At 71.5% G+C, this 22,650-nt stretch carries 21 protein-coding genes; 8 read left to right on the forward strand and 13 right to left on the reverse strand.

From position 1 onward, the window contains the following. Positions 1-166 precede the first annotated feature (166 nt). Positions 167-349: a DUF397 domain-containing protein gene (locus tag CLT68_RS04515; RefSeq protein WP_099849054.1), complete on the reverse strand. Its 183-nt coding sequence runs from the start codon at positions 347-349 to the stop codon at positions 167-169. Further along, positions 340-1,152: a helix-turn-helix domain-containing protein gene (locus CLT68_RS04520; RefSeq protein WP_099849056.1), complete on the reverse strand. Its 813-nt coding sequence runs from the start codon at positions 1,150-1,152 to the stop codon at positions 340-342. Before CLT68_RS04520 ends, CLT68_RS04515 begins: the two co-directional genes overlap by 10 nt. Positions 1,153-1,440: 288 nt before the next feature. Here CLT68_RS04520 and CLT68_RS04525 point away from each other — a divergent pair, with 288 nt between their 5' ends. Continuing rightward, entirely contained in the window at positions 1,441-1,731 is a 291-nt protein-coding gene (locus CLT68_RS04525) for a hypothetical protein (RefSeq protein ID WP_088950483.1), read from the forward strand. A 17-nt stretch (positions 1,732-1,748) separates the two neighbouring features. Here the strand turns inward: CLT68_RS04525 and CLT68_RS04530 are convergent, their stop codons facing one another. The 5 genes from CLT68_RS04530 to CLT68_RS04550 form a co-directional block, all read right to left on the reverse strand. Beyond that, a complete protein-coding gene (locus CLT68_RS04530) occupies positions 1,749-3,158 on the reverse strand; it encodes a class II fumarate hydratase (RefSeq protein WP_199176986.1) in 1,410 nt (469 codons plus the stop codon). A gap of 35 nt (positions 3,159-3,193) precedes the next feature. Continuing rightward, on the reverse strand, positions 3,194-6,172 hold the full coding sequence (locus CLT68_RS04535) for a BTAD domain-containing putative transcriptional regulator (RefSeq protein WP_099856784.1): 2,979 nt from the start codon (positions 6,170-6,172) through the stop codon (positions 3,194-3,196). A gap of 257 nt (positions 6,173-6,429) precedes the next feature. Further along, positions 6,430-8,097, reverse strand: coding sequence for a fumarate hydratase (locus CLT68_RS04540; RefSeq protein ID WP_099849058.1), 1,668 nt, complete (start codon positions 8,095-8,097; stop codon positions 6,430-6,432). A 126-nt stretch (positions 8,098-8,223) separates the two neighbouring features. Next, on the reverse strand, positions 8,224-9,669 hold the full coding sequence (locus CLT68_RS04545) for an outer membrane protein assembly factor BamB family protein (protein WP_486482412.1): 1,446 nt from the start codon (positions 9,667-9,669) through the stop codon (positions 8,224-8,226). 70 nt (positions 9,670-9,739) lie between these two features. Continuing rightward, positions 9,740-10,243, reverse strand: a complete 504-nt coding sequence (locus CLT68_RS04550) for an Lrp/AsnC family transcriptional regulator (RefSeq protein WP_099849060.1) — start codon at positions 10,241-10,243, stop codon at positions 9,740-9,742. Between the two features lie 139 nt (positions 10,244-10,382). Here CLT68_RS04550 and hppD point away from each other — a divergent pair, with 139 nt between their 5' ends. The 6 genes from hppD (at position 10,383) to CLT68_RS04580 (ending at position 16,257) form a co-directional block, all read left to right on the forward strand. Continuing rightward, positions 10,383-11,588 carry a 4-hydroxyphenylpyruvate dioxygenase gene (gene hppD / locus CLT68_RS04555; RefSeq protein ID WP_099849062.1) on the forward strand — a complete coding sequence of 402 codons (1,206 nt, stop codon included), beginning with the start codon at positions 10,383-10,385 and terminating at the stop codon, positions 11,586-11,588. A gap of 11 nt (positions 11,589-11,599) precedes the next feature. Next, the gene (locus CLT68_RS04560; protein ID WP_099849064.1) at positions 11,600-12,310 is read left to right on the forward strand and encodes an RDD family protein; all 711 of its coding nucleotides are present in this window, start codon (positions 11,600-11,602) and stop codon (positions 12,308-12,310) included. A gap of 76 nt (positions 12,311-12,386) precedes the next feature. After that, complete coding sequence (locus tag CLT68_RS04565) at positions 12,387-13,415, forward strand: RDD family protein (RefSeq protein ID WP_099849066.1); 1,029 nt, start codon at positions 12,387-12,389, stop codon at positions 13,413-13,415. Further along, a complete protein-coding gene (hisC, locus tag CLT68_RS04570) occupies positions 13,412-14,515 on the forward strand; it encodes a histidinol-phosphate transaminase (RefSeq protein ID WP_099849068.1) in 1,104 nt (367 codons plus the stop codon). Before CLT68_RS04565 ends, hisC begins: the two co-directional genes overlap by 4 nt. A 136-nt stretch (positions 14,516-14,651) precedes the next feature. Beyond that, a complete protein-coding gene (locus tag CLT68_RS04575) occupies positions 14,652-15,206 on the forward strand; it encodes a hypothetical protein (RefSeq protein WP_486482073.1) in 555 nt (184 codons plus the stop codon). A 130-nt stretch (positions 15,207-15,336) separates the two neighbouring features. Beyond that, positions 15,337-16,257: a hypothetical protein gene (locus CLT68_RS04580; RefSeq protein ID WP_199176987.1), complete on the forward strand. Its 921-nt coding sequence runs from the start codon at positions 15,337-15,339 to the stop codon at positions 16,255-16,257. Positions 16,258-16,426: 169 nt separating this feature from the next. Here CLT68_RS04580 and CLT68_RS04585 read toward each other — a convergent pair whose 3' ends face one another. From CLT68_RS04585 to CLT68_RS04610, 6 genes are all read right to left on the reverse strand, one after another. Further along, complete coding sequence (locus tag CLT68_RS04585; protein ID WP_099849071.1) at positions 16,427-16,792, reverse strand: LPXTG cell wall anchor domain-containing protein; 366 nt, start codon at positions 16,790-16,792, stop codon at positions 16,427-16,429. Between the two features lie 99 nt (positions 16,793-16,891). Then, positions 16,892-18,148, reverse strand: a complete 1,257-nt coding sequence (locus tag CLT68_RS04590; RefSeq protein WP_099849074.1) for an outer membrane protein assembly factor BamB family protein — start codon at positions 18,146-18,148, stop codon at positions 16,892-16,894. A gap of 102 nt (positions 18,149-18,250) precedes the next feature. After that, entirely contained in the window at positions 18,251-18,733 is a 483-nt protein-coding gene (locus CLT68_RS04595; RefSeq protein WP_088950493.1) for an SRPBCC family protein, read from the reverse strand. 143 nt (positions 18,734-18,876) lie between these two features. Beyond that, the gene (locus CLT68_RS04600) at positions 18,877-19,086 is read right to left on the reverse strand and encodes a DUF397 domain-containing protein (protein WP_088950494.1); all 210 of its coding nucleotides are present in this window, start codon (positions 19,084-19,086) and stop codon (positions 18,877-18,879) included. 174 nt (positions 19,087-19,260) lie between these two features. After that, entirely contained in the window at positions 19,261-20,457 is a 1,197-nt protein-coding gene (fahA, locus tag CLT68_RS04605) for a fumarylacetoacetase (RefSeq protein WP_099849076.1), read from the reverse strand. Beyond that, positions 20,454-21,323 carry a hypothetical protein gene (locus CLT68_RS04610; protein WP_099849078.1) on the reverse strand — a complete coding sequence of 290 codons (870 nt, stop codon included), beginning with the start codon at positions 21,321-21,323 and terminating at the stop codon, positions 20,454-20,456. The genes fahA and CLT68_RS04610 overlap by 4 nt, the downstream gene beginning before the upstream one ends. A 94-nt stretch (positions 21,324-21,417) precedes the next feature. Between CLT68_RS04610 and CLT68_RS04615 the strand changes: the two genes are divergently transcribed. Further along, positions 21,418-22,584 carry a homogentisate 1,2-dioxygenase gene (locus tag CLT68_RS04615; protein WP_088950497.1) on the forward strand — a complete coding sequence of 389 codons (1,167 nt, stop codon included), beginning with the start codon at positions 21,418-21,420 and terminating at the stop codon, positions 22,582-22,584. Positions 22,585-22,650 lie beyond the last annotated feature (66 nt).

The raw sequence follows: 22,650 nt of genomic DNA on the forward strand, positions 1-22,650 counted from the left end.
TCCCGCCGCCCCACCCCACCGTCGAGCCGTTTTACCCGCGCCCGCCCGCAGGCAAGATCCGCGCAACATCGGGGAAGTTGCTGCGTCAGGCCGTGACGAGGCAGCAACGTCCGTGAAGTTGCTGGCAACCAACCCCGCGACCACCGTCGCGGGCGAGGCGGTCGCGTCAGCGCGGGGGCGCGACCACGAAGAGCCGCCAGGAGTACGCGTCGACAACCAGCACGGGCCCGTCCGAGTCCTTGCTGTCTCGCACCCCGACCACGTCCCCGAGATTGGTCGCCACCTCGACGCACTGGTCATTGGAGCCACTCCGGCTGCTCTTCCGCCACGAAGCTCGGGTCAATTCCACGACTCCGCCACTTCCCTCAGCAACTCGATCGACTCCTGCGGTGGCAACGCCTGCCCGAGGGTCGCTTCCCAGGTCCACTGTAGACGCAACAGGTCTGCGGGCCGATCAAGTTCCTGGCCGCCGATCTGGCCACCAAGGTAGGCAAGGTCACTCTGATCCGCCACCGTGGCGAGGATGAACGGCCCGTTCAGGCCGGGATACTCCTCAGCTGAGCGAGGCACCACGTGCAGCTGAACTCGTGGATGCTCGGTCGCCAAGCGCGCCAGGTGCACCGCCTGCTCCAACATCACCTTCCGACCGCCAACGCGCCGCCTGAGCACCGACTCATCCAGCACGGCGACCACATGCGGCGGCCGATCCTCGTAGAGGACCCGCTGGCTGTCCAGCCGGTCCGTCAGCCGACGCTCAACCTCGTCGGCGTCGAGCAGCCGGTCCGATTCGAAAACGGCACGGGCATAGCCTTCGGTTTGCAGCAGTCCTGGGACGTGCAGCGGGTCAAACCAGCGCAGCGCGCGCGCCTCCGCGAGGATCGCACGCCAGCCACGCAGCCACACCTGAGCCTTGTCCAGGCTGACCAGTTCGGTGGACATGCGGCCGAACAGGCCGCCGGTGTCCAGGGCGCGGTCGACGAGTTCCAGGTATTTGGCGGTGGGCGGTTGCTGGCCCAGCTCGACGGCGCTGACCATCGACGCCGAATAGTTGACCGCCTTGGCCAGCTCGTCCTGACTCCAGCCCCGCCGAGCCCGGGCCCGGCGCAGCTCCGCGACCAGGAACGCCGCCGCCGTCATCTGTCCATCGGCCATGCCGTGCCGCCCCTCCACCCCGCTGACGATCAACTCCAGTCGGCCGCCAGCGGCGGCGCCACCCGAAACAGGGCGACTGTGACGACGCGGCCAAACCCTTCCGACCGTAGTCGCCTGATCACCAGACTGTGAAGTGCGGCGCGGCTCCCCGTCCCCCGGGTCTGTCGGCGCCGCACGGGACCGCCCGCTCCCCCGGCCGGGCGGTCCCACCTCCGGTGGAAAAGGGATGAGCGAGGGGCGAACGGGGCCGATGCCACAAACGATTCAGCTCCAAAGGAAGGCAGCAGCATGTCCCGGACCGCCCCGGACAACCGCGCCACGACCCCCTGTCGGCCACACCTGCCGTTGCGCCCGCTCTGGCTGTGCCGGGTCTGCGCCGCACCCTGGCCCTGCCCGGTCGCGCGGCTCACCCTCCGCCAGGAGTACGCCGACGACCGGGTGGGGTTGAGCGTCTACCTGTGCGCGGTCCTGCACGAGGCGGCCGCCGACCTGTACCGGCTCAACCCGCACGACGGCCCGGAGCCCGCGGCGCTCTTCACCCGCTTCCTCGGCTGGGCCAGACCACGCGACACCCGCTGAGCCGGGCAGGCCGGTTGTCAGGGGTGGGTCATCCGCAGCAGGTCCAGCGTCTCGTCGAGCTGGGTCTCGGTGAGCTTGCCGGAGTCGACGTGCCCCCGGGAGATCACCACCTCGCGGATGGAGGTCTGCTTGGCCAACGCCTCCTTGGCGATCGACGCGGCCTCGTCGTACCCGAGGTAGCGGTTGAGCGGGGTGACGATCGACGGCGACCCCTCGGCGTACGCCAGGCAGACCTCGGCGTCCGCGACCAGGCCGACCACCAGCCGGTCGGCGAACAGCCGGCTCACCGCGGAGAGCAGCCGGATCGACTCCAGCAGGTTGCGGCCCATCACGGGGAGCATCACGTTCAGCTCGAAGTCGCCCTGCGAGCCGGCGAAGCCGACTGTCGCGTCGTTGCCGATCACCTGTGCGCAGACCTGCCGCATCGCCTCGGCCACCACCGGGTTGACCTTGCCCGGCATGATCGACGAGCCGGGCTGGAGGTCGGGGATGCGCAGCTCACGGAGGCCGGCACGGGGACCGGAACCCATCCAGCGGATGTCATTGGCGATCTTGTAGAGGCCGATCGCCACGGTACGCAGCTGCCCCGAGGTCTCCACCAGCGCGTCCCGGGCGCCCTGCGCCTCGAAGTGGTTGCGCGCCTCGGACAACGGCAACCCGGTCGACTCGCGCAGCTTGTCGATCACGGCGGCGGCGAAGCCGAGCGGGGTGTTGATCCCGGTGCCGACGGCGGTGCCACCCAGGGGCAGCTCGGCCAGTCGGGGCAACGAGCCCTCCAACCGCTCGATGCCGTAGCGAACCTGCGCGGCGTACCCGCCGAACTCCTGGCCGAGCGTGACCGGGGTGGCGTCCATCAGGTGCGTACGCCCGGCCTTGACCACCGTCTCGAACTCGGCGGCCTTGGCCTCCAACGCCGACGCCAGGTGGGCCAGCGACGGCAGCAGATCCTCGACGATGAACTGGGTGGCAGCGAGGTGGATCGAGGACGGGAAGACGTCGTTGCTCGACTGGGAGGCGTTGACGTGGTCGTTCGGGTGCACGGGCGACCCCAGCTCCCGGCTGGCCAGGGTGGCGATCACCTCGTTGGTGTTCATGTTCGACGACGTGCCGGAGCCGGTCTGGAACACGTCCACCGGGAACTGGTCGTCGTAGCCGCCGTCGGCCACGTGCGCGGCGGCGGCGGCGATCGCAGCGGCCACGTTGGCGTCGATCACGCCCAACTCGCCGTTGACCTGGGCCGCCGCGCCCTTGATCTGCGCGAGCGCCTTGATCTGGGCCGGTTCGATGCCCCGGCCGGAGATCGGGAAATTCTGCACCGCGCGTTGGGTCTGTGCCCGCCACAGCGCCTCGGCGGGCACCTCCACCTCGCCCATCGAGTCGCGTTCGATCCGGTAACCGGTCGCCTCTGGAGTCGTCACGCGTACCATCCTGCCGCGCCGGTGGCCGACTCGCAGATGATCCGTCAGCCCAACTCGGCCAGCAGCCGTTCCACCTCGTGCTGCTCCGGTGACTCGATCTCGCGGAACAGGGACAGGGCCCGGATCAGGTGCACGCGCGCCGTCGCCGGGTCGGTCGCCAGCAGGCAGCGGGCGATGCCCTCCAGCGCCCGGCCCTGCTCGTGCCGGGAACCCAGCCTGGTGGCGTCGACGAGCACTCGCCGATGCAGGTCGAGGGCACTGGTCACGTCCCCCTGATCCAGGATGGCTCGGGCCAGCAGGTTGCGCGAGCCGCACTGGCCGATGCGATCCCCCGCCTCGGTCATCGCGACCAGTGCCGCACGGTGCAGGTCGGCGGCCCGTTCCGGACGGCCGGCCTCCCGTTCCATCATCCCGATCTCGTTGAGCACCTCACCCTCCCCGAACCGGGCACCCCTCTGGCGCTTGAAGCGCAGCGCCACCCGCAACAACCGTGCGGCCGGCGCCACGTCGCCCATCCGATGTCGGACCATCCCGAGGTGCCCGAGGGCGTTGCCGATCCGCCGCGTGTCGCCGACCTCGCGAGCGATCCCCAGGTGCCGCCGAGCGGTGCGCAGCGCCTCGTCGTACCGTCCCCAGAGCAGCAGGGTCATCGTCAGATTGTTGAGTTCGTTCGCCAGCGCCGTCGTATCGCGCATCCGCGTCGCCAGCGCCCGAGCGGCGTTGTAGGACTCGCGAGCCCGGCGGAACTGGAAGTTGGCGGCGTACGCGGTGCCCAGGTTGCCCAGGGTGTTGCGGTATTCGTACTGCAGACCCAGTTGGCGGAAGATGTCGAGTGACCTCTCCATCACCCGGATCGAGGTGGGGAAATCACCCAGCCGGTAGTGGGCCGAGGCGAGATAGTTGAGCATCATCCCCACCGCCCTGTCGTCACCCAATACCTCGGCGGCGCGCAGGCCGATGGTGTGCGTCTCGATCAGTTCATCCAGGCGACCGCCCTCGAACTGGGCGTACCAGCAGGCTCTCGCCAACTGCCAGCAGTAGCGGAGGAACCCCTCGGTCTCCGCCAACCGGACCAGGGCGGTCCACGCGGCCAGGTTCTCGTCGAGCCAGGCGCGACCCTGCTCGGCGACGAGCATGGCCAGTTCAGGACGGAGCGGCTCCCCCACCACGATCAGCGAGCGAAGCGCGGAGAGTTCCCTCTCGCGGGCGATCGCCGTGGCGACGTGCAGGTGGTGATCGAGCAGACGCTCGATGCCGCCCCGCCGCTCGACCGCCCGCCCCGGCTCGGCCACCAGCGTCCGCGCGTACTCCCGGACCAGGTCGTGCAACCGGTACCGGCCGGGCTCCGCCTCCTCCACCAGGTGCGCGTCGACCAACTCGTCCAGCAGGTCCTGCGTATCGGGTAGGGACAGTTCGGCGAGGACGGCGGCGACCGAGTTGTCGAACCGTACTCCCGGGTGCAGACCCAACAGCCGGAACGCCCGCTGCGCCACCAGCGACACCTGGGCGTACGACAGGGCGAAGGCGCGACCGACAGACCGTTCGCCGGCTTCGAACTCGGCCAACGGATCCGGTCGGGTGCTCAGCCGCTCGGCCAGGTCGGCGATGCGCCAACGGGGTCGGTGCGCCAGTCGGGCACCGGCCAGCCGGATGGCGAGAGGCAGGTGGCCACAGCGTCGAACCACCTCGGTGGCGGCCTCCGGCTCCGCCGCCACCCGCTCCGCGCCGACGACCCGTCCCAGCAGCTCGACCCCCTCGTCGGTGTCGAGGACGGGAAGCGATGACGGCCGTCCCTCGTCCACCCCGACCAGCCGGCGACGGCTGGTGATCAGGACCAGACAGTGCGAGCCGTTGGGCAGAAGCGGTGTCACCTGGTCAGCGCTGGCTGCGTTGTCCAGCACCAGCAGCGCCCGCCGGCCGGCCAGCTCGCTGCGCCAGAGCGCCAACCGGTCGTCCTGGTTGGCCGGCACCCGCTCGTCGGGCACACCGAGCTGCCGCAGCAGCGTGGCCACCGCTGCGGCCGGCGTCAACGGGGTGCGCTCACTGTGCCCGTGCAGGTCGATGTAGAGCTGGGCGTCCGGGTAGTCGTCCGCGAGAACGGTGGCGACGTGCACCGCGACGGTGGTCTTGCCGCTGCCGGCCATGCCGTCGATGAGCTGGATCCGTGCGCCGGCCTCCACCTCCTTGACCAGGCGGGCCAGTGTCTGCTGCCGGCCGGTGAAGTCGCCGATCGCCCGGGGCAGCGAGCGGACCGGGGCGATCGGTCGGGCATCCCGACCGACCAGCGCCAGGTCACCGGCGAGCACCCGCTGGTGCAGCTCTTGCAACTCGGCGCCCGGCTCGATGCCCAGCTCATCGGCGTAGAACCGCCGGCCCTCGCGATAGACCGCGAGCGCGTCGGCCTGCCGACCGACCGAGGACAGGGCGAGCATCAGCTGGCCACGCAGCCGTTCCCGCAGCGGATGCTGGTCGACGCTTTCGGCGATCTCCTCGATCAGCTCGGCGGCCCGCCCGAGGCGCAGCTCGACGTCGACGCGCTCCTCCAGCGCGGTGAGGCGCTGTTCGTCGAGGGTCTGTGCGCGACGGCGGACGCTGCGGCTGGGAATGCCGCTGAGCGCCGGCCCGCGCCAGAGCGCCAAGGCCGCGTGGAACCGCTCAGCCGCCTCGGCGAACCGGCCGGCCGCGACGGCGGCTCGGGCCTCATCGACGCCACGGGCGAAGGTGTCGGCGTCCAGGTCGCTCGGGGCGATACGGACGCCGTACCCCGCCGGGTCGGTGACGATGATCTCCGGTGCCAGCCCCAGCTCGGCGAACCGTCGCCGCAACCGCGACACACAGGTCTGCAGTTGGGCCCGGGCGGTTGCGGGCGGACGCTCCTCCCAGACCGCGTCCACCAGATCCTCGACGGGCACCAGCCGGCCGGAGCGCAGCAGCAGCATGGCGAGCACGATCCGGTCCCGGCCGGCGGTGACGGTGGACTCGCCACCGCCGACGCGCAGAGGCCCCAGGATCCCGAACCGCATCTGCTCCCCCGCCGTGATCTGCAACTTGCAGCAGCGTAACCCGGTGGTCACACATTGAGGCATGCCGGTGATAGTGATGTGAGAGCGGATCGACAGGGCTGCGCCTCAGACTCGCACCGGGTTGTCGGTGACGGCATCCGACGGGGGCGGTGCGCCCGCCCCACCCAAGCGGGGCGGGCGCACCGATGTCGGCAGAGCACGGACGACAGAGGGGGTGCCGGGCGAGTTCGCCCGGCACCCCCTCGCGTACGTGTCGGTCAGCGGCGGCCGACGGTGAGCACCGGTTTGGTGACCTCGGCGAAGAAGTCGTTGCCCTTGTCGTCGACCACGATGAAGGCCGGGAAATCCTCCACCTCGATCTTCCAGACCGCCTCCATGCCCAGCTCCGCGTATTCGAGGACCTCGACGTGCTTGATGCAGTCCTGGGCGAGGCGGGCCGCGGGGCCACCGATCGAGCCGAGGTAGAAGCCGCCGTGCTGCTGGCAGGAGCGGGTCACCTGACCCGACCTGTTGCCCTTGGCCAGCATCACCTGTGAGCCGCCCGCGGCCTGGAACTTCTCCACGTACGCGTCCATCCGGCCGGCGGTGGTCGGGCCGAAGGAGCCGGAGGCGTAGCCCTCGGGGGTCTTCGCCGGGCCGGCGTAGTAGACCGCGTGGTCGCGCAGGTACTGCGGCATCGGCTCGCCGGCGTCCAACCGCTCAGCGATCTTGGCGTGCGCGATGTCCCGGGCCACCACGAGCGGGCCGGACAGCGACAGCCGGGTCTTCACCGGGTACTTGGACAGCTCGGCGCGGATCTCGTCCATCGGCCGGTTCAAATCGACCCGCACGACCAGTTCGGCGTCGAGCGAGTCGTCGGTGACGTCGGGCAGGAACCGGGCGGGGTCGGTCTCGAGCCGCTCCAGCCACACACCCGACGGGGTGATCTTGGCGACCGCCTGCCGGTCCGCCGAACACGAGACGGCGATCGCCACCGGGCAGGACGCACCGTGCCGGGGCAACCGGACCACCCGCACGTCGTGGCAGAAGTACCGGCCGCCGAACTGGGCGCCGATGCCGAAGTTGCGGGTCAGCTCCAGCACCTCCGCCTCCAGCTCCAGGTCACGGAATCCGTGCGCGCTCATCGAACCGGAGGTGGGCAGCGCGTCGAGGTACTTGGCGCTGGCGTATTTCGCGGTCTTCAGGGCGTACTCGGCGGAGGTGCCGCCGATGACGATGGCCAGGTGGTACGGCGGGCAGGCGGCGGTGCCGATCAGCCGCAGCTTCTCCTCCAGGAACTGCATCATCCGCGTCGGGTTGAGCAGCGCCTTGGTCTCCTGGTAGAGGTACGACTTGTTGGCCGAGCCGCCACCCTTGGCCATGAACAGGAACTTGTACGCGTCGGGGTGCCCGTCCGGGTCCTCGGCGTACAGCTCCACCTGGGCCGGCAGGTTGCTGCCGGTGTTCCGCTCGTCCCACATGGTCAGGGGGGCGAGCTGGGAGTAGCGCAGGTTGAGCTTGGTGTAGGCCTGGTAGACGCCCCGGGAGATGGCCTCGGCGTCGCCACCGTCGGTCAGCACGTGCCGGCCGCGCTTGCCCATGACGATCGCGGTGCCGGTGTCCTGGCACATCGGCAACACCCCACCGGCGGCGATGTTGGCGTTGCGCAGCAGGTCCAGTGCGACGAACCGGTCGTTCGGCGAGGCCGCCGGGTCGTCGATGATCGCCCGGAGCTGGGCCAGGTGCGCGGGGCGCAGGAAGTGCGCGATGTCGTGCATCGCCTCGGCGGTCAGCGCGGTGAGCGCGGCCGGCTCCACAGTGAGGAACCGGCGGCCTCCCGGGCCGTGTACGACGTCCACGCCCTCGTCGGTGACCAGGCGATAGTCCGTCTGGTCGGGGCCGGTCGGCAGCAGAGGGGCGTACGAGAATGCGGCGGCACTGCTCATGAGCGGCAAGCCTAGGGCAGACCGGTCGATCACTCCCACCCGCCGGGCGGGTCCTGGGACGCCGCTCTCATCGCCTCGGGCCCGCCACGCCTCCCCGCCGTCCGGATCCGCTGGTGACTCGCCCGCTCAGCCGTCCTTGCCGCCGTCCGGCTCGGGGCAGAGTTCGCCCTTCGGCCCGCAGTCGCCGTTGTTCGACCCGCCCGGCCCGGTGCCGCCCGGCGCGGGATTACCGCCGTCGCCGGGCGGTCGGGCGGGCGAGCCCCCGTCCGCACCGAAGCGGACGTACCCGATCTCCCGCCCCTCGCCGACGATCATGCCCTGCGACCCGACCGCGAGGGCGTTCGCCGAGGTGCGCAGGACGGCCAGTTCCCGGCCGGTGCGCGGGTCCAGCGCGGCCAACCGGGACGGCTTCTCGTCGGCGACCACCGCCGCGTACGGGGTGAGCGCCGCACCGGCCTTGCCGCTGGCGGGTCGGGTCCACAGCACCTTCTCGGTGCCCAGCTCGTGGGCGGCCACCGACCGCTTGTCGGCCGCCCGGAACACCGCCAGGCGGTCGTCGACCGCGATCAACTTGGTGCCCGAGCCGCCGACCCAGAGCAGTCGCCCGTCGTACCCGTCGATGACCGCCTCGCGACCGTCCGGGCCGACGCCGATCAGCACGTTCCGCGCGCCCTGCGGGTCTTCGCGCTGCACGCAGCCGGCGGAGTCGGCGGTGCGCAGGTTGACCCCGGCCCGCTGCCAGGCCTCCTGCCCGGTCGCCGGGTCCCGCGCGGAGATGGCGAAGTAGCAGGTGCCGTCCTGGGAGCGGGCGGCGATCCGCAGCATCCGGCCCCCCACCACGGACAGCCGCTCGTCCCGGCCCGGTTCGACGTTCTGCAACACGCGACCGGTGGCGGTGTCGACCACGTGCACCCGGCCGTCCACCGGGAACCCGAGCAGCGGTGGCGCGGGTTCCGCCCCGGCCACCCCGTCGTCGATCCGGGTGTGGGTGAGCCGGCGGGTGCCGCGCAGGCCAGGGTTGTCCGCGAGCAGGCCGCTGTGCACACCGGGCAGGAACGCCGTCCAGAGTGGCGTGGTGCCGCGCGGGTCCCAGGCGCTCAGGGTGCAGTCGGTGGCGTCCGTGCAGCGGGCGTCGAGGAGCAGGTTGCGGTACGTCCACACGGCCACCGCGTCGTCGTCGCGTCGCCGGGTCACCCCGGTGGCCGGGTCGAGCAGCTCGTACCCCTTGACCAGGAGCTTGCCCACGGCGACGACCGGGTCACGGTCGCCGCCGGCGACCGCCGACCAGTCCGCCTTGCGCTCCCACAGCTGGGTGCCGGTGGCCAGGCTGCGGGCCTCGACCCGGGTGCGCTGCTCGACCACGACGGAGTCGCCGGCGATGGTCACGCTGCGCGGAGTGCCGCCGACCCGTTGCTGCCAGACCACGTCGGGCTCGGAGATGGGTTCGCTGCGGTCCACCCAGTCCCACAGGCCGGGGAAGGGGTTCCACACGCCGGTCGCGGCGAGGGCGACGACCACGGCAAGGCCGAGCAGCAGCCCACCGCGCACGCTCCCCTTCGCCACACCGCACACCGTAGCCACGATCACGGATCTTCCGTACGCCCGCGCCGCCGTGTCGCCACGCTTTCTGGGCTCGGAGGTGTTAGAGCGCCCTTCCTTCGGCCCGAACGGCGCTCCGCACCAGCGGAAGCGTGCGGTAGGGGATCTGCTCGGCCAACGCGATGATCGTGGACGCCCGGGTGATGCCGGCGGACGAGACGATCTGGTCGATGACCCGTTGCAGGTCGGTGTTGGATCGGGCCACGATCCGGCAGAGCAGGTCGCTGGAGCCGGTGATGGTGTGCGCCTCCAGCACCTCGGGGATGGCGGCGAGGTGGGCGGTGACCGGGTCGTGGCCATGCCGCTGGCTGATCTCCAGGGTGACGAAGCTGGTCACGCCGAACCCGATCGCGGCCGGTGAGATCTCCGGGCCGAAACCCTGGATGACCCGCCGCTCGACCAGCTTGTCCAGCCGGGCCTGCACGGTGCCCCGGGCCACGCCGAGGCGACGGGAGCACTCCAGGACCCCGATCCGCGGTTCCTCGGCGAGCAGTTCGATCAAGCGCACATCGAGCCCGTCGAGCTGTACATTCTGCTCACCATTCATGGGTGTCAACCATACCGAATGCGCAACCTGACCAGCATTTCCGTCAACAGTTGCCCACCCGGTGCCGGGCCAGCGATCCTCGCCACAAGAACCGACCACGGCGGCCCACAAGGCCGGCCGGTACGCGAGGGAGCCCACCATGACCCAGGCGATCGACCGACCCCAGTCGACCGAGGACGTCGACGTCGACCGGCTCGTCGGCGCAGTCGACCACGACATCAGCCACGACCCGTTCCCGGTCCGGGGCCTCGACCACGTGCACTTCCTGGTCGGCAACGCCAAGCAGGCCGCCCACTACTACTCCACCGCGTTCGGCATGACCTGCGTGGCGTACCGAGGCCCCGAGCAGGGCTACCGGGACCACGCCCAGTACGTGCTGACCAGCGGCTCGGCCCGTTTCGTGCTGACCGGCGCGGTGCGCCCGGACGCCGACGGCTCCGAGCACGTGGCCCGGCACAGCGACGGGGTGAGCGACATCGCGCTGGAGGTGCCGGACGTGGACACCGCGTACGCGCACGCCATCGCCCAGGGCGCCACCAGCGTCGTGGAGCCGCACGAGGTGACCGACGAGCACGGCACGGTCCGGATGGCCGCCATCGCCGCGTACGGCGACACCCGGCACACGCTGGTCGACCGGTCCCGCTACACCGGCCCGTTCCTGCCCGGCTTCGTGGCCCGTGGCCCGATCGTGGACCGGCAGCCGATGATCGACGCCGGCATCCAGCCGAAGCGCTTCTTCCAGGCCGTCGACCACGTGGTCGGCAACGTGGAGCTGGGCCGGATGGACGAGTGGGTCGAGTTCTACAAGCGGGTGATGGGCTTTTCCAACATGGCGGAGTTCATCGGCGACGACATCGCCACCGACTACTCGGCGCTGATGAGCAAGGTCGTGGCGAACGGCACCCGCAAGGTGAAGTTCCCGCTCAACGAGCCGGCGATCGCCCGCAAGAAGTCGCAGATCGACGAGTACCTGGAGTTCTACCAGGGGCCCGGCGCGCAGCACATCGCCGTCGCCACCAACGACATCCTGGCCAGCGTCGACGCGATGCGGGCCGCCGGTGTGGAGTTCCTGGACACCCCGGACTCGTACTACGAGGACCCGGAGCTGCGCGCCCGCATCGGCAACGTGCGGGTGCCGATCGAGGAGCTGAAGGCTCGCAAGATCCTGGTCGACCGGGACGAGGACGGCTACCTGCTCCAGATCTTCACCAAGCCGGTGCAGGACCGCCCGACGGTCTTCTTCGAGCTGATCGAGCGGCACGGCTCGCTGGGCTTCGGCAAGGGCAACTTCAAGGCGCTCTTCCAGGCGATCGAGCGGGAGCAGGAAGCCCGCGGCAACCTGTAACACTTGCGAGCGTGACGCAGCCTCCGTCGTACCCGACGCCGCCGGTCGGTGGGCCTCAGCCCGCCGCCGGCGCCGTCGCGCCGCCGCCCGGACCACACCCGCAGGGGTACGCCGCGCCGCCGCCGCAGTACGCCCCACCCGGGTACGCCCCGCCGCAGTGGCACGCCGGACCGCCCGGCTCGCTGCCCCCGCCGCTGAGCCCGGGCGGTCAGCCGCTGGCCAGCTTCGCCGACCGGCTGCTGGCCTGGCTGATCGACACGGCGCTGGCGACCGCCGTGTCGCTGGCGTTGTTCAGCCCGTTCTTCGTCATCCTGTGGCTGCGCATGTTCAGCGAGATGACCCGGACCAACCCGGACGGGACCTTCGTGGAACCCGACCCGGCCGTCTTCCTCGTGGACTTCTTCCTGCCGATGATCCTGCTCCAGTTCGGGCTCATCGTGGTGATGCTCGGGCTCTACTGGCTCTACCACGTGGAATACCTCAAGCGCCGCGGTCAGACCCTCGGCAAGAAGGTCATGAAACTGCGGGTCGTGCCGCTCGACCCGACCCGCACGCTCAACCGGGGAATGGCCGGGCGACGGTGGGTGGTGCAGCACCTGGCGGGCTCGCTGGTCCCCGGGAGCAGCTACCTTGATGGGCTCTGGCAGCTTTGGGACAAGCCGTGGCAGCAGTGCCTCCACGACAAGTTCGCCGAAACGGTCGTCGTTAGGGTGTCCTCGTGAGTGAGCGGAGCGAGCGAACCAGCAGGCTCAGTAGCGTGGCGCCTCGCGCCGTCGCGCAGCGAAGCGGAGCGACGGCGTGAGTGTGCAACCCGGCTGGTACGTCGACCCCGCCGACACCGAGACCCGGCGCTACTGGGACGGCGAGGGTTGGCTCGGCGCGCCCATCCCCGTCGACGCCACCCCGCCGGACGGCCCACCGCCGCCCGAGCCGGTCACGCCGCCCGAGCCGCCCACGCCCCCAACCTCCGGTCCGACCTCCCCGGGACCCGTCGCACCCGGCTGGCCGCCACACCAGGGCCCACAACCCGGACCACAACCGGGGTACGGCCCGCCGCCGGGTCACGGCCCGGGCTGGGGACCGCAGGCCGGCCCGCCCGGTTGGGGTCCGCAGGGCGGTCCTCCCGGCTGGGCCCCTCCGGGTGACCAGTCCGCCGGGACGCCCCCGGCCGGTCACCCCGGCTGGGCGCCTCCGGCTGGTCACCCCGGCTGGGTGATACGACCGCCCGAGCCTCGGCCGCACGGCCTCAGGCTGGCCGGTTACGGCCGCCGGCTCACCGCGCGGCTGATCGACCTCGCGCTTCTCCTCGCACTGAACGTGGTGGTCAACGGCTGGTTCGTCTGGCGCTGGGCACAGGAGTGGGCACCGTACTGGCAGGAGTTGTTCCGGCGCGCCGCGCGGGGCGACACCTCCGCCGAGGGCCTGCCCGTTCCTGGCGAGCAGGCAGGATCGCTCCTCGTGGTGATCCTGCTGATCGCCACCGCGCTGTGGCTGGCGTTCGAGGTGCCCGCCATGGCCGCCGGTGGGCAGACCGTCGGCAAGCGGGTGATGCGGATCCGGGCGGTGCCGATGGCCGCTGACCAGCCGTTGGGCTTCGGCCGGGCGCTGAGCCGGTGGAGCACGCTGGGCCTGCCGACGCTGCTCTGGTACTGCGCCGGGATCGGCCTGGTGCTGCAATTCGTCGATTCCCTGTCCCCCCTCTGGGACCACCCCCTGCGCCAGGCGCTGCACGACAAGCGCGCGCAGACGGTGGTCGTCGAAGTCCCCTACCGCCCCGCTTCCGCCCCCTCGAACGACCGCGACCAGCCCCCGGGAGACACCCCATGACCGACTCCGGACGTCACCAGCCGGCGCTGCGGCTGACCCGCGCCGACCTGGACGCGTTGCCCAACTACGTGCCGGGGCGCAGCCCTGCCGACCTGGCTCGGGAGTTGGGCCTGCCGGAGGCCATCAAGCTGGCCAGCAACGAGGTTCCCTACGGACCGCTGCCCGGCGTGGTGGAGGCGGTCACCGAGGCGATCACCACCTCGCACCGCTACCCGGACATGGGCGTGGTCGCGCTGCGTGACGCGCTGGCCCAGCGGTACGGCGTGGACGCCGACCGGATCGCCACCGGCTGCGGTTCGGTGGCGCTGGCCGAGCACCTGGTCCGGGCCACCTGCCTGCCCGGCGACGAGGTGCTCTACTCGTGGCGGTCGTTCGAGGCGTACCCGATCATCGTGGCGACCAGCGGCGCGACCAGCGTGCGGGTGCCCAACGACGCCGGGCACGGGCACGACCTGGCGGCGATGGCCGCGGCGGTGACCGACCGGACCCGGGTGATTTTCGTCTGCAACCCGAACAACCCCACCGGTACGGCGTTGCGCCGGGCCGAGTTGGACCGGTTCCTCGACGCGGTGCCGGACGACGTGCTGGTGGTGATCGACGAGGCGTACCGGGAGTTCGTCACCGACCCGGAGGTGCCGGACGGGCTCGACTACCTGGACCGGCCCAACGTGGCGGTGCTGCGAACGCTGTCGAAGGCATGGGGGCTCGCCGGGCTGCGAATGGGCTGGTTGGTCGCCCAGCCGGTGGTGGCCGCCGCGATCCGCAAGGTGGCGACGCCGTTCTCCAGCAGCACGGCGGCCCAGGCCGGTGCGCTCGCGGCGCTGACCCAGGCGGCCGAGATGGAGCGCCGCTGCGCCCTGGTTGTCGCCGAGCGGGACCGGGTCACCGAGGCTGTCCGCAAGTTCGTGCCGGACCTGCCGACGAGTCAGGCCAACTTCGTCTGGCTCCCGCTGGCCGACCGCGCGGTGGCGTTCGGCAAGGCGTGCGAGGCGCGTGGCGTGATCGTCCGGCCGTTCGCCGGGGACGGCGTCCGGGTCACCATCGGCACCCCGGCCGAGAACGACGCGTTCCTGGCCGCCGCCGAGGCGGCGCTGACCTGAGCGTCGACCTGGTGTGACCAACCAGTGACATAAGCGGCGTTTGTCCTGTTTATGGTGCTTTTACCCCTATCTTTCGAAGTAGCCGGTTGTGCGAGGACGCACACCGGCTCACTTCGAGAAAACGGGGTAACGAACAGTGCGTACTGCCAAGATCTGTCTCGCCGGGGCGGCCGCCGCCGCGATGGTGGGAGTCCTCGCCGCACCGGCCGCTGCCGCGCCGACCGACACCACGACCACCACCTTCGAGGTGCTCGCCGGCACCCTCGACATCGACGCGCCCGCCGCCGCCGACCTCGGTGATGGCGCCCCCGGCGGCACCATCACCGGCCAGCTCGGCACGGTGACCGTCACCGACTCCCGGGGTGCCACCAACGCGTCCTGGGTGGCCTCGGTGACGGCGACGGTCTTCCAGACCGGCGGCGCCTCACCGCCCGAGACGATCCTTCCGGAAGAGATCAACTACTGGTCCGGCCCGTTGACGGCGTCCACCGGCGATGGCACCTTCACGCCGGGACAGACGACCGCCGGCGACGCCGATCCGCTGTCCAGCGTCACCCCGCTAACCGCGTTCACCCACTCCGGCGGCACCGGCGGCAACACCGCCAGCTGGAACCCCACCCTGGTGGTCAACGTCCCGCTGGACAGCATCGCGGGCGTCTACACCGGCACGGTGACGCATTCGGTGGCGTAGCCCCCGGGGGCGGTCGACCATCGCGGTCGCGCTCGCTCTGTTCTGCCTCGCCGGTCCGGGTCTGTCGACCCGGGCCGGCGCGGTCGAACCGGACGCGGGGTCGGACGACGGGGCCATCGGGATCCGGCTGTTGGAAGCCCCGGCCGACCGCCGCACCGATCCTCGGGCGCTGCGCTACATCGTCGACCACCTACCGCCGGGCACCACCATCAATCGGCAACTGCTGATCGTCAACCGCACCGACGAGACCCGTCGCGTCGACGTGTATCCGGCAGCCGCGACCCTGGAAGCCTCGGCGTTCCGCTTCGGCGAGGGTCGTGCCGAGAACGAGCTGACCTCCTGGGTCACCCTCGACCAGCGCGCGGTGGAACTGCAACCGTGGGGCGAGGCCCGGGTCCGGGCGACCGTCACGGTGCCACAGGCCGCCTCGAAGGGCGAGAGGTACGGGGTGATCTGGGCGTCCACCGCTTCGGCACCCCGGGCCAGCGGTGAGGTGACACAGGTCCACCGGGTCGGCGTCCGGATGTACCTCGGCATCGGGCCCGGCGGCGAACCGGTCTCCGACTTCTCGATCGGTGAGGTACGTCCCGCCCGCGGCCCGGAGGGTGACCCGTCGGTGACCGTCCAGGTCCGCAACACCGGCGGCCGCGCCCTCGATCTGACCGGCACGGTCTCCCTGACCGACGGTCCAGCCGGCAGCCGGGCCGGCCCCTTCCCGATCGGGCAGGGCGTCACGCTGGCACCGGGTAACGCCGGGCAGGTCATCGCCCGATTCCCGGTCGAGTTGCCGAACGGCCCCTGGAAAGCGGAGGTGAACCTGGAGAGCGGGCTGGTGAAGCGCAGCGTCACCGCGCAGATCCAGTTCCCCGATGCGGGTCAGGTCGGAAAACGGGGCAGCGTCGTCAGCCGGATCGTGTCCGGCTGGGCCGTGGGGGCAGCCGTCGTAGGCCTGCTGTTGGTCACCGGTCTCGCGGTGCTGGCCCGGCGATCCCGGCGATCCGGTCGGCCGTCAGCCGGCCGGCCGAGGGAGCGGATCCGCGCTGGCGGCTGACAGCACGCCAGCGGCCGCACGGGCCGCCAGCCTGAGGGCACAGGCCGCCGGCCGGAGGCCGCACGGGCCTGGCCGGAGGCCGGAGGCCGCACGGGCCTGGCCGGAGGCCGGAGGCCGCACGGGCCTGGCCGGAGGCCGGAGGCCGCACGGGCCTGGCCGGAGGCTCCGATCAGACCGGCCGCCTCCGGCGGACAGCGAGCCAACCGACGAGGAGCAGACCCCCGCCCAGCCCGACGAGCAACAGTGTCGACCCGCCCGGACCGGTGACCGGCAACTGACCACCGTGGCCCGGCGTGGGTTGAGGCGGGTCGGCCGTGGGAGTGGGTGGAGGCTGGGTCGGCGTCGGTGTCGGTGTCGGTGTCGCCGGCAGGATCTCGAAGGTGACGCCGGTGTCCGCCGACGGCTCGGCCCGGACGGCGCTGATCCCGCGCGCCGATGCGGGGTCGGCGCTCAGCACCGGCGGGACCGCCGGCACGAGGCTCGCGGTCGCGGCGAGCGCGCCGCCCACGAGGTAGCTGGTTGCTGTCCGACCCATGCGCCGACCCCTTTCCCGAAACCTGAACCATGAAAAACCTACCCTTTCTGGACAAAGGGTATGGACTGGTCGAGGGTTCAGGTGCCGAAGACGCCACGATCAGGTGGCAGCCAGGATCACCGCTTCGCCGGTGTAGTAGTAGCGCTGGTCGTCACCGTCCGGGTCGACCGGCTTGCGGAGTCGTTCGACAGCCACGTAACCGTCCGCCGCGGCCACCGCCCCGGGCGCCCAGCCGGTCCCGTCCGAGCCGACGTTGAGCAGGAAGCGGGACAACTGCGTCCCCGTCGCCGGATCCAGCGTCACCAGGTCGTTCGCCTCGGTCAGCAGGTGCACCCGGCCAGGCTGCGCGGCCAGCACCCGGGCCGGACCCAGGCCCTCGGACCGCCAGAGCTCCGTGCCGGTGGCCGCCGACCGGGCCACCGCGACCCCGTCGAGCACGACAACGGCCTGGTCACCGACCAGCACCGCGCCGGCCGGATCCAGCGCCGGGGCGGCGACCGGCACACCAGCACCGAGCAACCAACCCCGGCCGCCCTCGTCACCCGGACCGGAGGTCCGCAGGGCCAGGCAGTCCGACTGGCCGGTACGGCAGCCGAGGGGAGTCACCACCAACTCGTCCGGGCCACCCGGCGGTCGCCAGCGCTCGCGCACCACGCCGGTCGCGGCGTCCCGGAACTCGATCGTGGCCGGTCCGGCGCAGGTGTCCACGCCGATCAGCTGTCCCGAGGAGCTGGTGCCGACGTCGCTGCGGCACCTGCCCGGCAGGTCGACCCGCCACAGCTCCCGGCCGTCGCTCAACTCGACCCCGCGCGCCTGGGCGTCCCCGCTGACCAGCAGCACCGTTCGACCGCCCGGAAGGTCGGCGAGTTGGAGCCCGCGCGGGTCCCACACGGGGGCCGCCCAGGTACGTCGCACCACCGCCGTGCCTGCGGCCGGCTTCGGACCGTCGGCCTTCCAGAGCACCCCGCCGGTCCGCGCGTCGAGGGCGACGAGTTGGCCGTCGGACCAGCGGCTGACCACAGTGCTGCCGCTGGCGACGATCCCGGTCAGCTCGGCGGGCCAGCGCCGGTACGACCAGTACGGGCTGGTCCGGTACCGCCCGTCGACCGGCCGGTCGGCGTAGACCTGACGGTGTGCGGCGTACACCCGCAGTCGCCCGTCCACGATCAACGGGGCGACCGGCAACCGACCGATCACTCCGGCAGCCGGTCGGGCCGGGGCCGGGTAGTCACCCCGCGCCAGCGTGCTCACCTCCGCCGGTGCGAGCACCCGGTGGACGATGACCGCGACAGCTGCGATCGCGAGCAGCGCCGCGACCGCCATCACGAGCCGTCGTCGGCCCCTCGGGAACCCCATGCCGCACCTCCGACCGGCACCCTACCCAGCGGAACCGGCCGCACCCCGCTCAGGTCACGGCGACGACGGTCGCGCGGAGGGGCGGATCTGGCGGGTCGGCGCTCAGGCGGCTTCGACCGAGCCGAGGACGCCGGCCGCGACGGTCAGGTCGGCGAGATCACGCCGCAACGCCACCTCGACCGCCCGCGCGGCGAGACCGCCGAGCAGCAGCGCCACCACCCGACCGTACGGGTCGGTCGGCGCCGCCTCCTGGCTGACGGTGATCGCGGTGCAACCCCGGCGGCGACGGCGGACCGGACGCAGGCTCCAGGTGATGCGGTAATCCACGCCGGCACCGGAGGAACAGAGCACCAGTCGATGGGGAGCGACTGCCTCCACCACCAGGAACTCCTCGCTCAGCGTGCCGCCGCCCGGCTGGGCGCGCTCCTCACGCCAGGCGGTGCCCGGGCCGAACGGCCCCGGGGTGAGGATCTCGATCGGGCCGGCGGCGGTCAGCCGGGCCGCACGGCCGGGCAGGTCGGTCAGCAGACGCCAGACATCGACAGCGTGCGCCTCGATGAACCCGGTAACCGCGACCGTCGACATGCCACCCTCCCGTGTCCCCGACGGTACGCGGAGTAAGGGCCGGACGGGGCCCCCGGGACGGAATTTCCACCACCCGGAGGCCACGCTGTCCGTTTGGACCGTTGCTCGGCACCGGACGTCGTCGACCGGTGCCGATGCTCCGGTCAGTGCTCGAATCGACCGGCCCGGATCGCGCCGATGAAAGCTGTCCACCCCGGCGGGCTGACCGCGAGCGTGGGGCCGGCCTGGTCCTTGGAGTCGCGGACCGCGACCAGACCGTGGACGTCAACCAGGTTGTCCGCGACCTCCACGCAGAGCCCCTGGTCGTTCGAACGGCTGCTGGTACGCCAGATTGCGCCCGTAAGATCGTGCATCGTCGTTACCTCCGTGTGCAATGGAAGCCCCACCGCTGAGAGCCGGGCGGAGCCCGGCCCGGATCGCGCGGCGAGGCAACGGGATCCGGACGATCAACGGGTCAACCGGGGCCGGTTATCGCACGGGCTGTGCGATGACCGGTCCCGTGCACGAGACGGATGGAATGCGACCGTTCAGTTGGCCGGACGAATGGTGCCGCTGACCTCGCCGAGGGCGATGGTGGTGCCGTCCGGGCCGGGCGCGGTGGCGGTGATGGTCACCGTGTCGCCGTCGGCGAGGAAGGTGCGGCTCTCGTCGCCGACCTTCACCGGCTCCGCCCCACCCCAGGTCAGTTCCAGGAACGAGCCGACCTGCGATCGGTCCGGGCCGGAGACGGTGCCGGAGGCGTACAGGTCGCCGGTGCGCAGTGACGCGCCGTTGACGGTGAGGTGCGCCAACTGCTGAGCCGGCGTCCAGTACATGGTGGCGAACGGCGGCTCGCTGACCTGCTCGCCGTTCCACTCGACCGCCAGTCGGAGGTCCAGCCCCAGGTGCGGCACGTCACGCAGGTAGTCGACCACCGGCGGGTCCTGGTCGGGGGCGGGCACGAACGCGTCGCCGAGCGCGTCCAGCGGCGTCACCCAGGCCGAGACCGAGGTGGCGAATGACTTGCCGAGGAACGGCCCGAGCGGCTGGTACTCCCAGGCCTGGATGTCCCGGGCCGACCAGTCGTTGACCAGCACCACCCCGAAGACGTGGTCGGCGAAGTCATCGACCGACACCCGACGCCCCAACGGGCTGGGCACGCCCACCACGAAGCCGACCTCGGCCTCGATGTCGAGGCGTACGGACGGGCCCGTGACGGGGCCCTCGGCGGAGGCGCGCTGCCCGGTCGGTCGGATCACCGGTGTGCCGGAGACGATCACGGTGCCGGCCCGCCCGTGGTAGCCGATCGGCAGGTGCTTCCAGTTCGGCAGCAGCGGCGGCTGGCCGGGGCGGAAGATCTGTCCGACGTTCGAGGCGTGGTGCTCGGACGAGTAGAAGTCGACGTAGTCGGCCACCTCGATCGGGAGCAGCATCTCCACGTCGTCGAGGGGCACCAGCAGCGGCTCCACCGCGGGTCGGTGAGCCGGGTCGGTCAGCAGCTCGGTGATGCGCTGCCGCACCGCCGTCCACTGCGGACGGCCCAGCGCCATGAACTCGTTGAGGGTGGGCCGGCACAGCGCACCGGCGGCCAGCACCAGGTCGGCTGCCTCCGCGGCGGCCAGGTCGAACACCCAGGACCCGATCCGTACGCCGATCCGCGACTGGCCCTCGTCGGACCGGAACACCCCGTACGGCAGGTTCGTCACCCCGTACGGCGATCCGTCAGCGCCGGTCACCCAGGTCATGCGTCGTAGCCCCCGTTCACCAGCCCCAGCCGGATCAGATCGGTCAGTGGTTCCAGGATGCTGCACGAGCCGAAGCCCACCCACAGTGGGCGCGGTAGGTCTAGTCGTGTCGTCGCCCGCTCCACCAGTGGGCGTGGGTCGACCACGGTCAGCAACTCGGCGACCGCCTCCACACCGTCGCCGTCGGCGGCTGCCAGGGTGGCGGCCAGCACGTTGGCGTAGCCGTGGTGGGTGAACCCGGTCTCCGAATCCAGGTGCCGGACCGCCTGGTGCAGCCCGGCGGTGAGCTTGAAGGGCAGGCCCCGGTCGCGGCAGGCGCAGATCACGGCGGCCAGCTCGGCTGGCGTGGGAAAGAGTTCGGCGGCCAGGCCACCGGTGCGGAACTTGGCCGCGACGGGCACCCCGTCGTTCCGGGCCGCGGCGAGTGCGTCCAGCGCGCCCATCAGCCCGAAGGTCAGCGGCAGCTCGGCGTAGACGGCCTCGACGTCCGGCAGCGCATCGGTCAGCCGCAGCAGCTCGGCGATGCCGGGCAGGGGGTCCTCGCCGCGTTTGGCGACAGCCACCTCGACCTGGCGGGCGGTGACGCCGTCCGGGGCGAGAAACGAGAGCGCGTACGGCAGGTTCCCGATCCCGGTGTCACCGATCAGCCCGATCACCAAGCCCTCACCCGGGTCGACGAGACCAGTCAGCTCGCCTGCCGAGACTGTCGAGGCGGGGATCAGCAGCGGGCCGACCAGGTCGGCGTACCAGGCTGCGCGGTGCCGGCGGTGGGCGGTCAGCGCGTCGGGCAGCGTGGCGCTGCCCGGGGGGAAGACGGCGGCGTCGTCCACCAGGCCGTCGAGGAGTGCGGGCACCTGCGTTGACACGGAACAAGAATGTACGGGACGCTACGAGGAACGGACAACAGCGTCCGATTATCGGACGCTGTTGATCGGTGAACGGAACATATCGGGAGGCGAGATGCCGTATTACCGCAGCGTCGGCGATGTGCCGCGCAAGCGCCACACCCAGTTCCGCCAGCCCGACGGCACCCTCTACGCCGAGGAGCTGATGGGCCAGGAGGGCTTCTCCTCCGACTCGTCCCTGCTCTACCACCGGCACGCGCCCACAGCGATCCTGGCCGCCGACGAGTTCACCCCGCCCGCGTTCACCCGGGCACCGAACCTGCCGCTCAAGCCCCGCCACCTGCGCACCCACAAGCTGGACACCGGCGGCTCCGACCCCGTCCTCGGCCGGCAGTACCTGCTCGCCAACGACGACGTACGGATCGGCTACGTGCTCGCCGACCGGCCCTCACCGCTGTTCCGCGACGCCACCGGCGACCACTGCCTCTATGTCGAGTCGGGCACCCTGCGGGTCGAGTCCCCGTTCGGGGTGCTGGACGCGGTGGCCGGCGACTACGTCATCATCCCCACCTCGACCATCCACCGGCTGGTGCCCACCGGTGACCAGCCCGTCCGCCTGCTCACCGTCGAGGCGTCCGGGCACATCGGCCCACCCAAGCGCTACCTCTCCGTCCGCGGCCAGTTCCTGGAGCACTCGCCGTACTGCGAGCGCGACGTCCGCGGCCCCGACTCGCCGCTGCTCGTCGACGGTGAGGAGGTTGAGGTGCTGGTCCGCCACCGCCGTGGTTGGACCCGCTACGTCTACGCGAACCACCCGTTCGACGTGGTCGGCTGGGATGGGCACCTCTACCCGTGGGCGTTCTCCATCCACGACTTCGAGCCGATCACCGGGCGCATCCACCAGCCCCCGCCGGTGCACCAGACCTTCCAGGGCCCAAACTTCGTCATCTGCTCGTTCGTGCCCCGCAAGGTCGACTACCACCCGGACGCGATCCCGGTGCCGTACAACCACCACAACGTCGACTCTGACGAGATGCTCTTCTACACGGGCGGCAACTACGAGGCCCGGCGCGGTTCCGGCATCGAGCAGGGCTCGATCTCCCTGCACCCGTCCGGGTTCACCCACGGCCCCCAGCCGGGTGCAGCCGAGCGTTCCATCGGTGCGGACTACTTCGACGAGTTGGCCGTCATGGTCGACACGTTCCGCCCCCTGGATCTCTGCGACGCCGCCACCGGATGCGAGGACGAGGGATACGCCTGGACCTGGGCGCGTTCGGTCTAGTCGCGCTGGGGTTTCGCCGGAGCCCACCCGCTCTGGGCGGTCAGGCTTGATCCCGACGCGGGCGGG

The organism is Micromonospora sp. CNZ299, assembly GCF_002754415.1.

Excerpts from the sequence above, each read along its gene's own strand:
- CLT68_RS04595 (WP_088950493.1), bottom strand. The coding sequence starts at position 18,733 with ATGTCGACGGTCGCGGTTACCGGGTTCATCGAGGCGCACGCTGTCGAT.
- CLT68_RS04615 (WP_088950497.1), top strand. The coding sequence starts at position 21,418 with ATGCCGTATTACCGCAGCGTCGGCGATGTGCCGCGCAAGCGCCACACC.
- CLT68_RS04530 (WP_199176986.1), bottom strand. The coding sequence starts at position 3,158 with ATGGTACGCGTGACGACTCCAGAGGCGACCGGTTACCGGATCGAACGC.
- CLT68_RS04550 (WP_099849060.1), bottom strand. The coding sequence starts at position 10,243 with ATGAATGGTGAGCAGAATGTACAGCTCGACGGGCTCGATGTGCGCTTG.
- CLT68_RS04590 (WP_099849074.1), bottom strand. The coding sequence starts at position 18,148 with ATGGGGTTCCCGAGGGGCCGACGACGGCTCGTGATGGCGGTCGCGGCG.
- hisC (WP_099849068.1), top strand. The coding sequence starts at position 13,412 with ATGACCGACTCCGGACGTCACCAGCCGGCGCTGCGGCTGACCCGCGCC.
- CLT68_RS04540 (WP_099849058.1), bottom strand. The coding sequence starts at position 8,097 with ATGAGCAGTGCCGCCGCATTCTCGTACGCCCCTCTGCTGCCGACCGGC.
- CLT68_RS04585 (WP_099849071.1), bottom strand. The coding sequence starts at position 16,792 with ATGGGTCGGACAGCAACCAGCTACCTCGTGGGCGGCGCGCTCGCCGCG.
- fahA (WP_099849076.1), bottom strand. The coding sequence starts at position 20,457 with ATGACCTGGGTGACCGGCGCTGACGGATCGCCGTACGGGGTGACGAAC.
- CLT68_RS04525 (WP_088950483.1), top strand. The coding sequence starts at position 1,441 with ATGTCCCGGACCGCCCCGGACAACCGCGCCACGACCCCCTGTCGGCCA.
- CLT68_RS04520 (WP_099849056.1), bottom strand. The coding sequence starts at position 1,152 with ATGGCCGATGGACAGATGACGGCGGCGGCGTTCCTGGTCGCGGAGCTG.
- hppD (WP_099849062.1), top strand. The coding sequence starts at position 10,383 with ATGACCCAGGCGATCGACCGACCCCAGTCGACCGAGGACGTCGACGTC.
- CLT68_RS04535 (WP_099856784.1), bottom strand. The coding sequence starts at position 6,172 with ATGCGGTTCGGGATCCTGGGGCCTCTGCGCGTCGGCGGTGGCGAGTCC.
- CLT68_RS04600 (WP_088950494.1), bottom strand. The coding sequence starts at position 19,086 with ATGCACGATCTTACGGGCGCAATCTGGCGTACCAGCAGCCGTTCGAAC.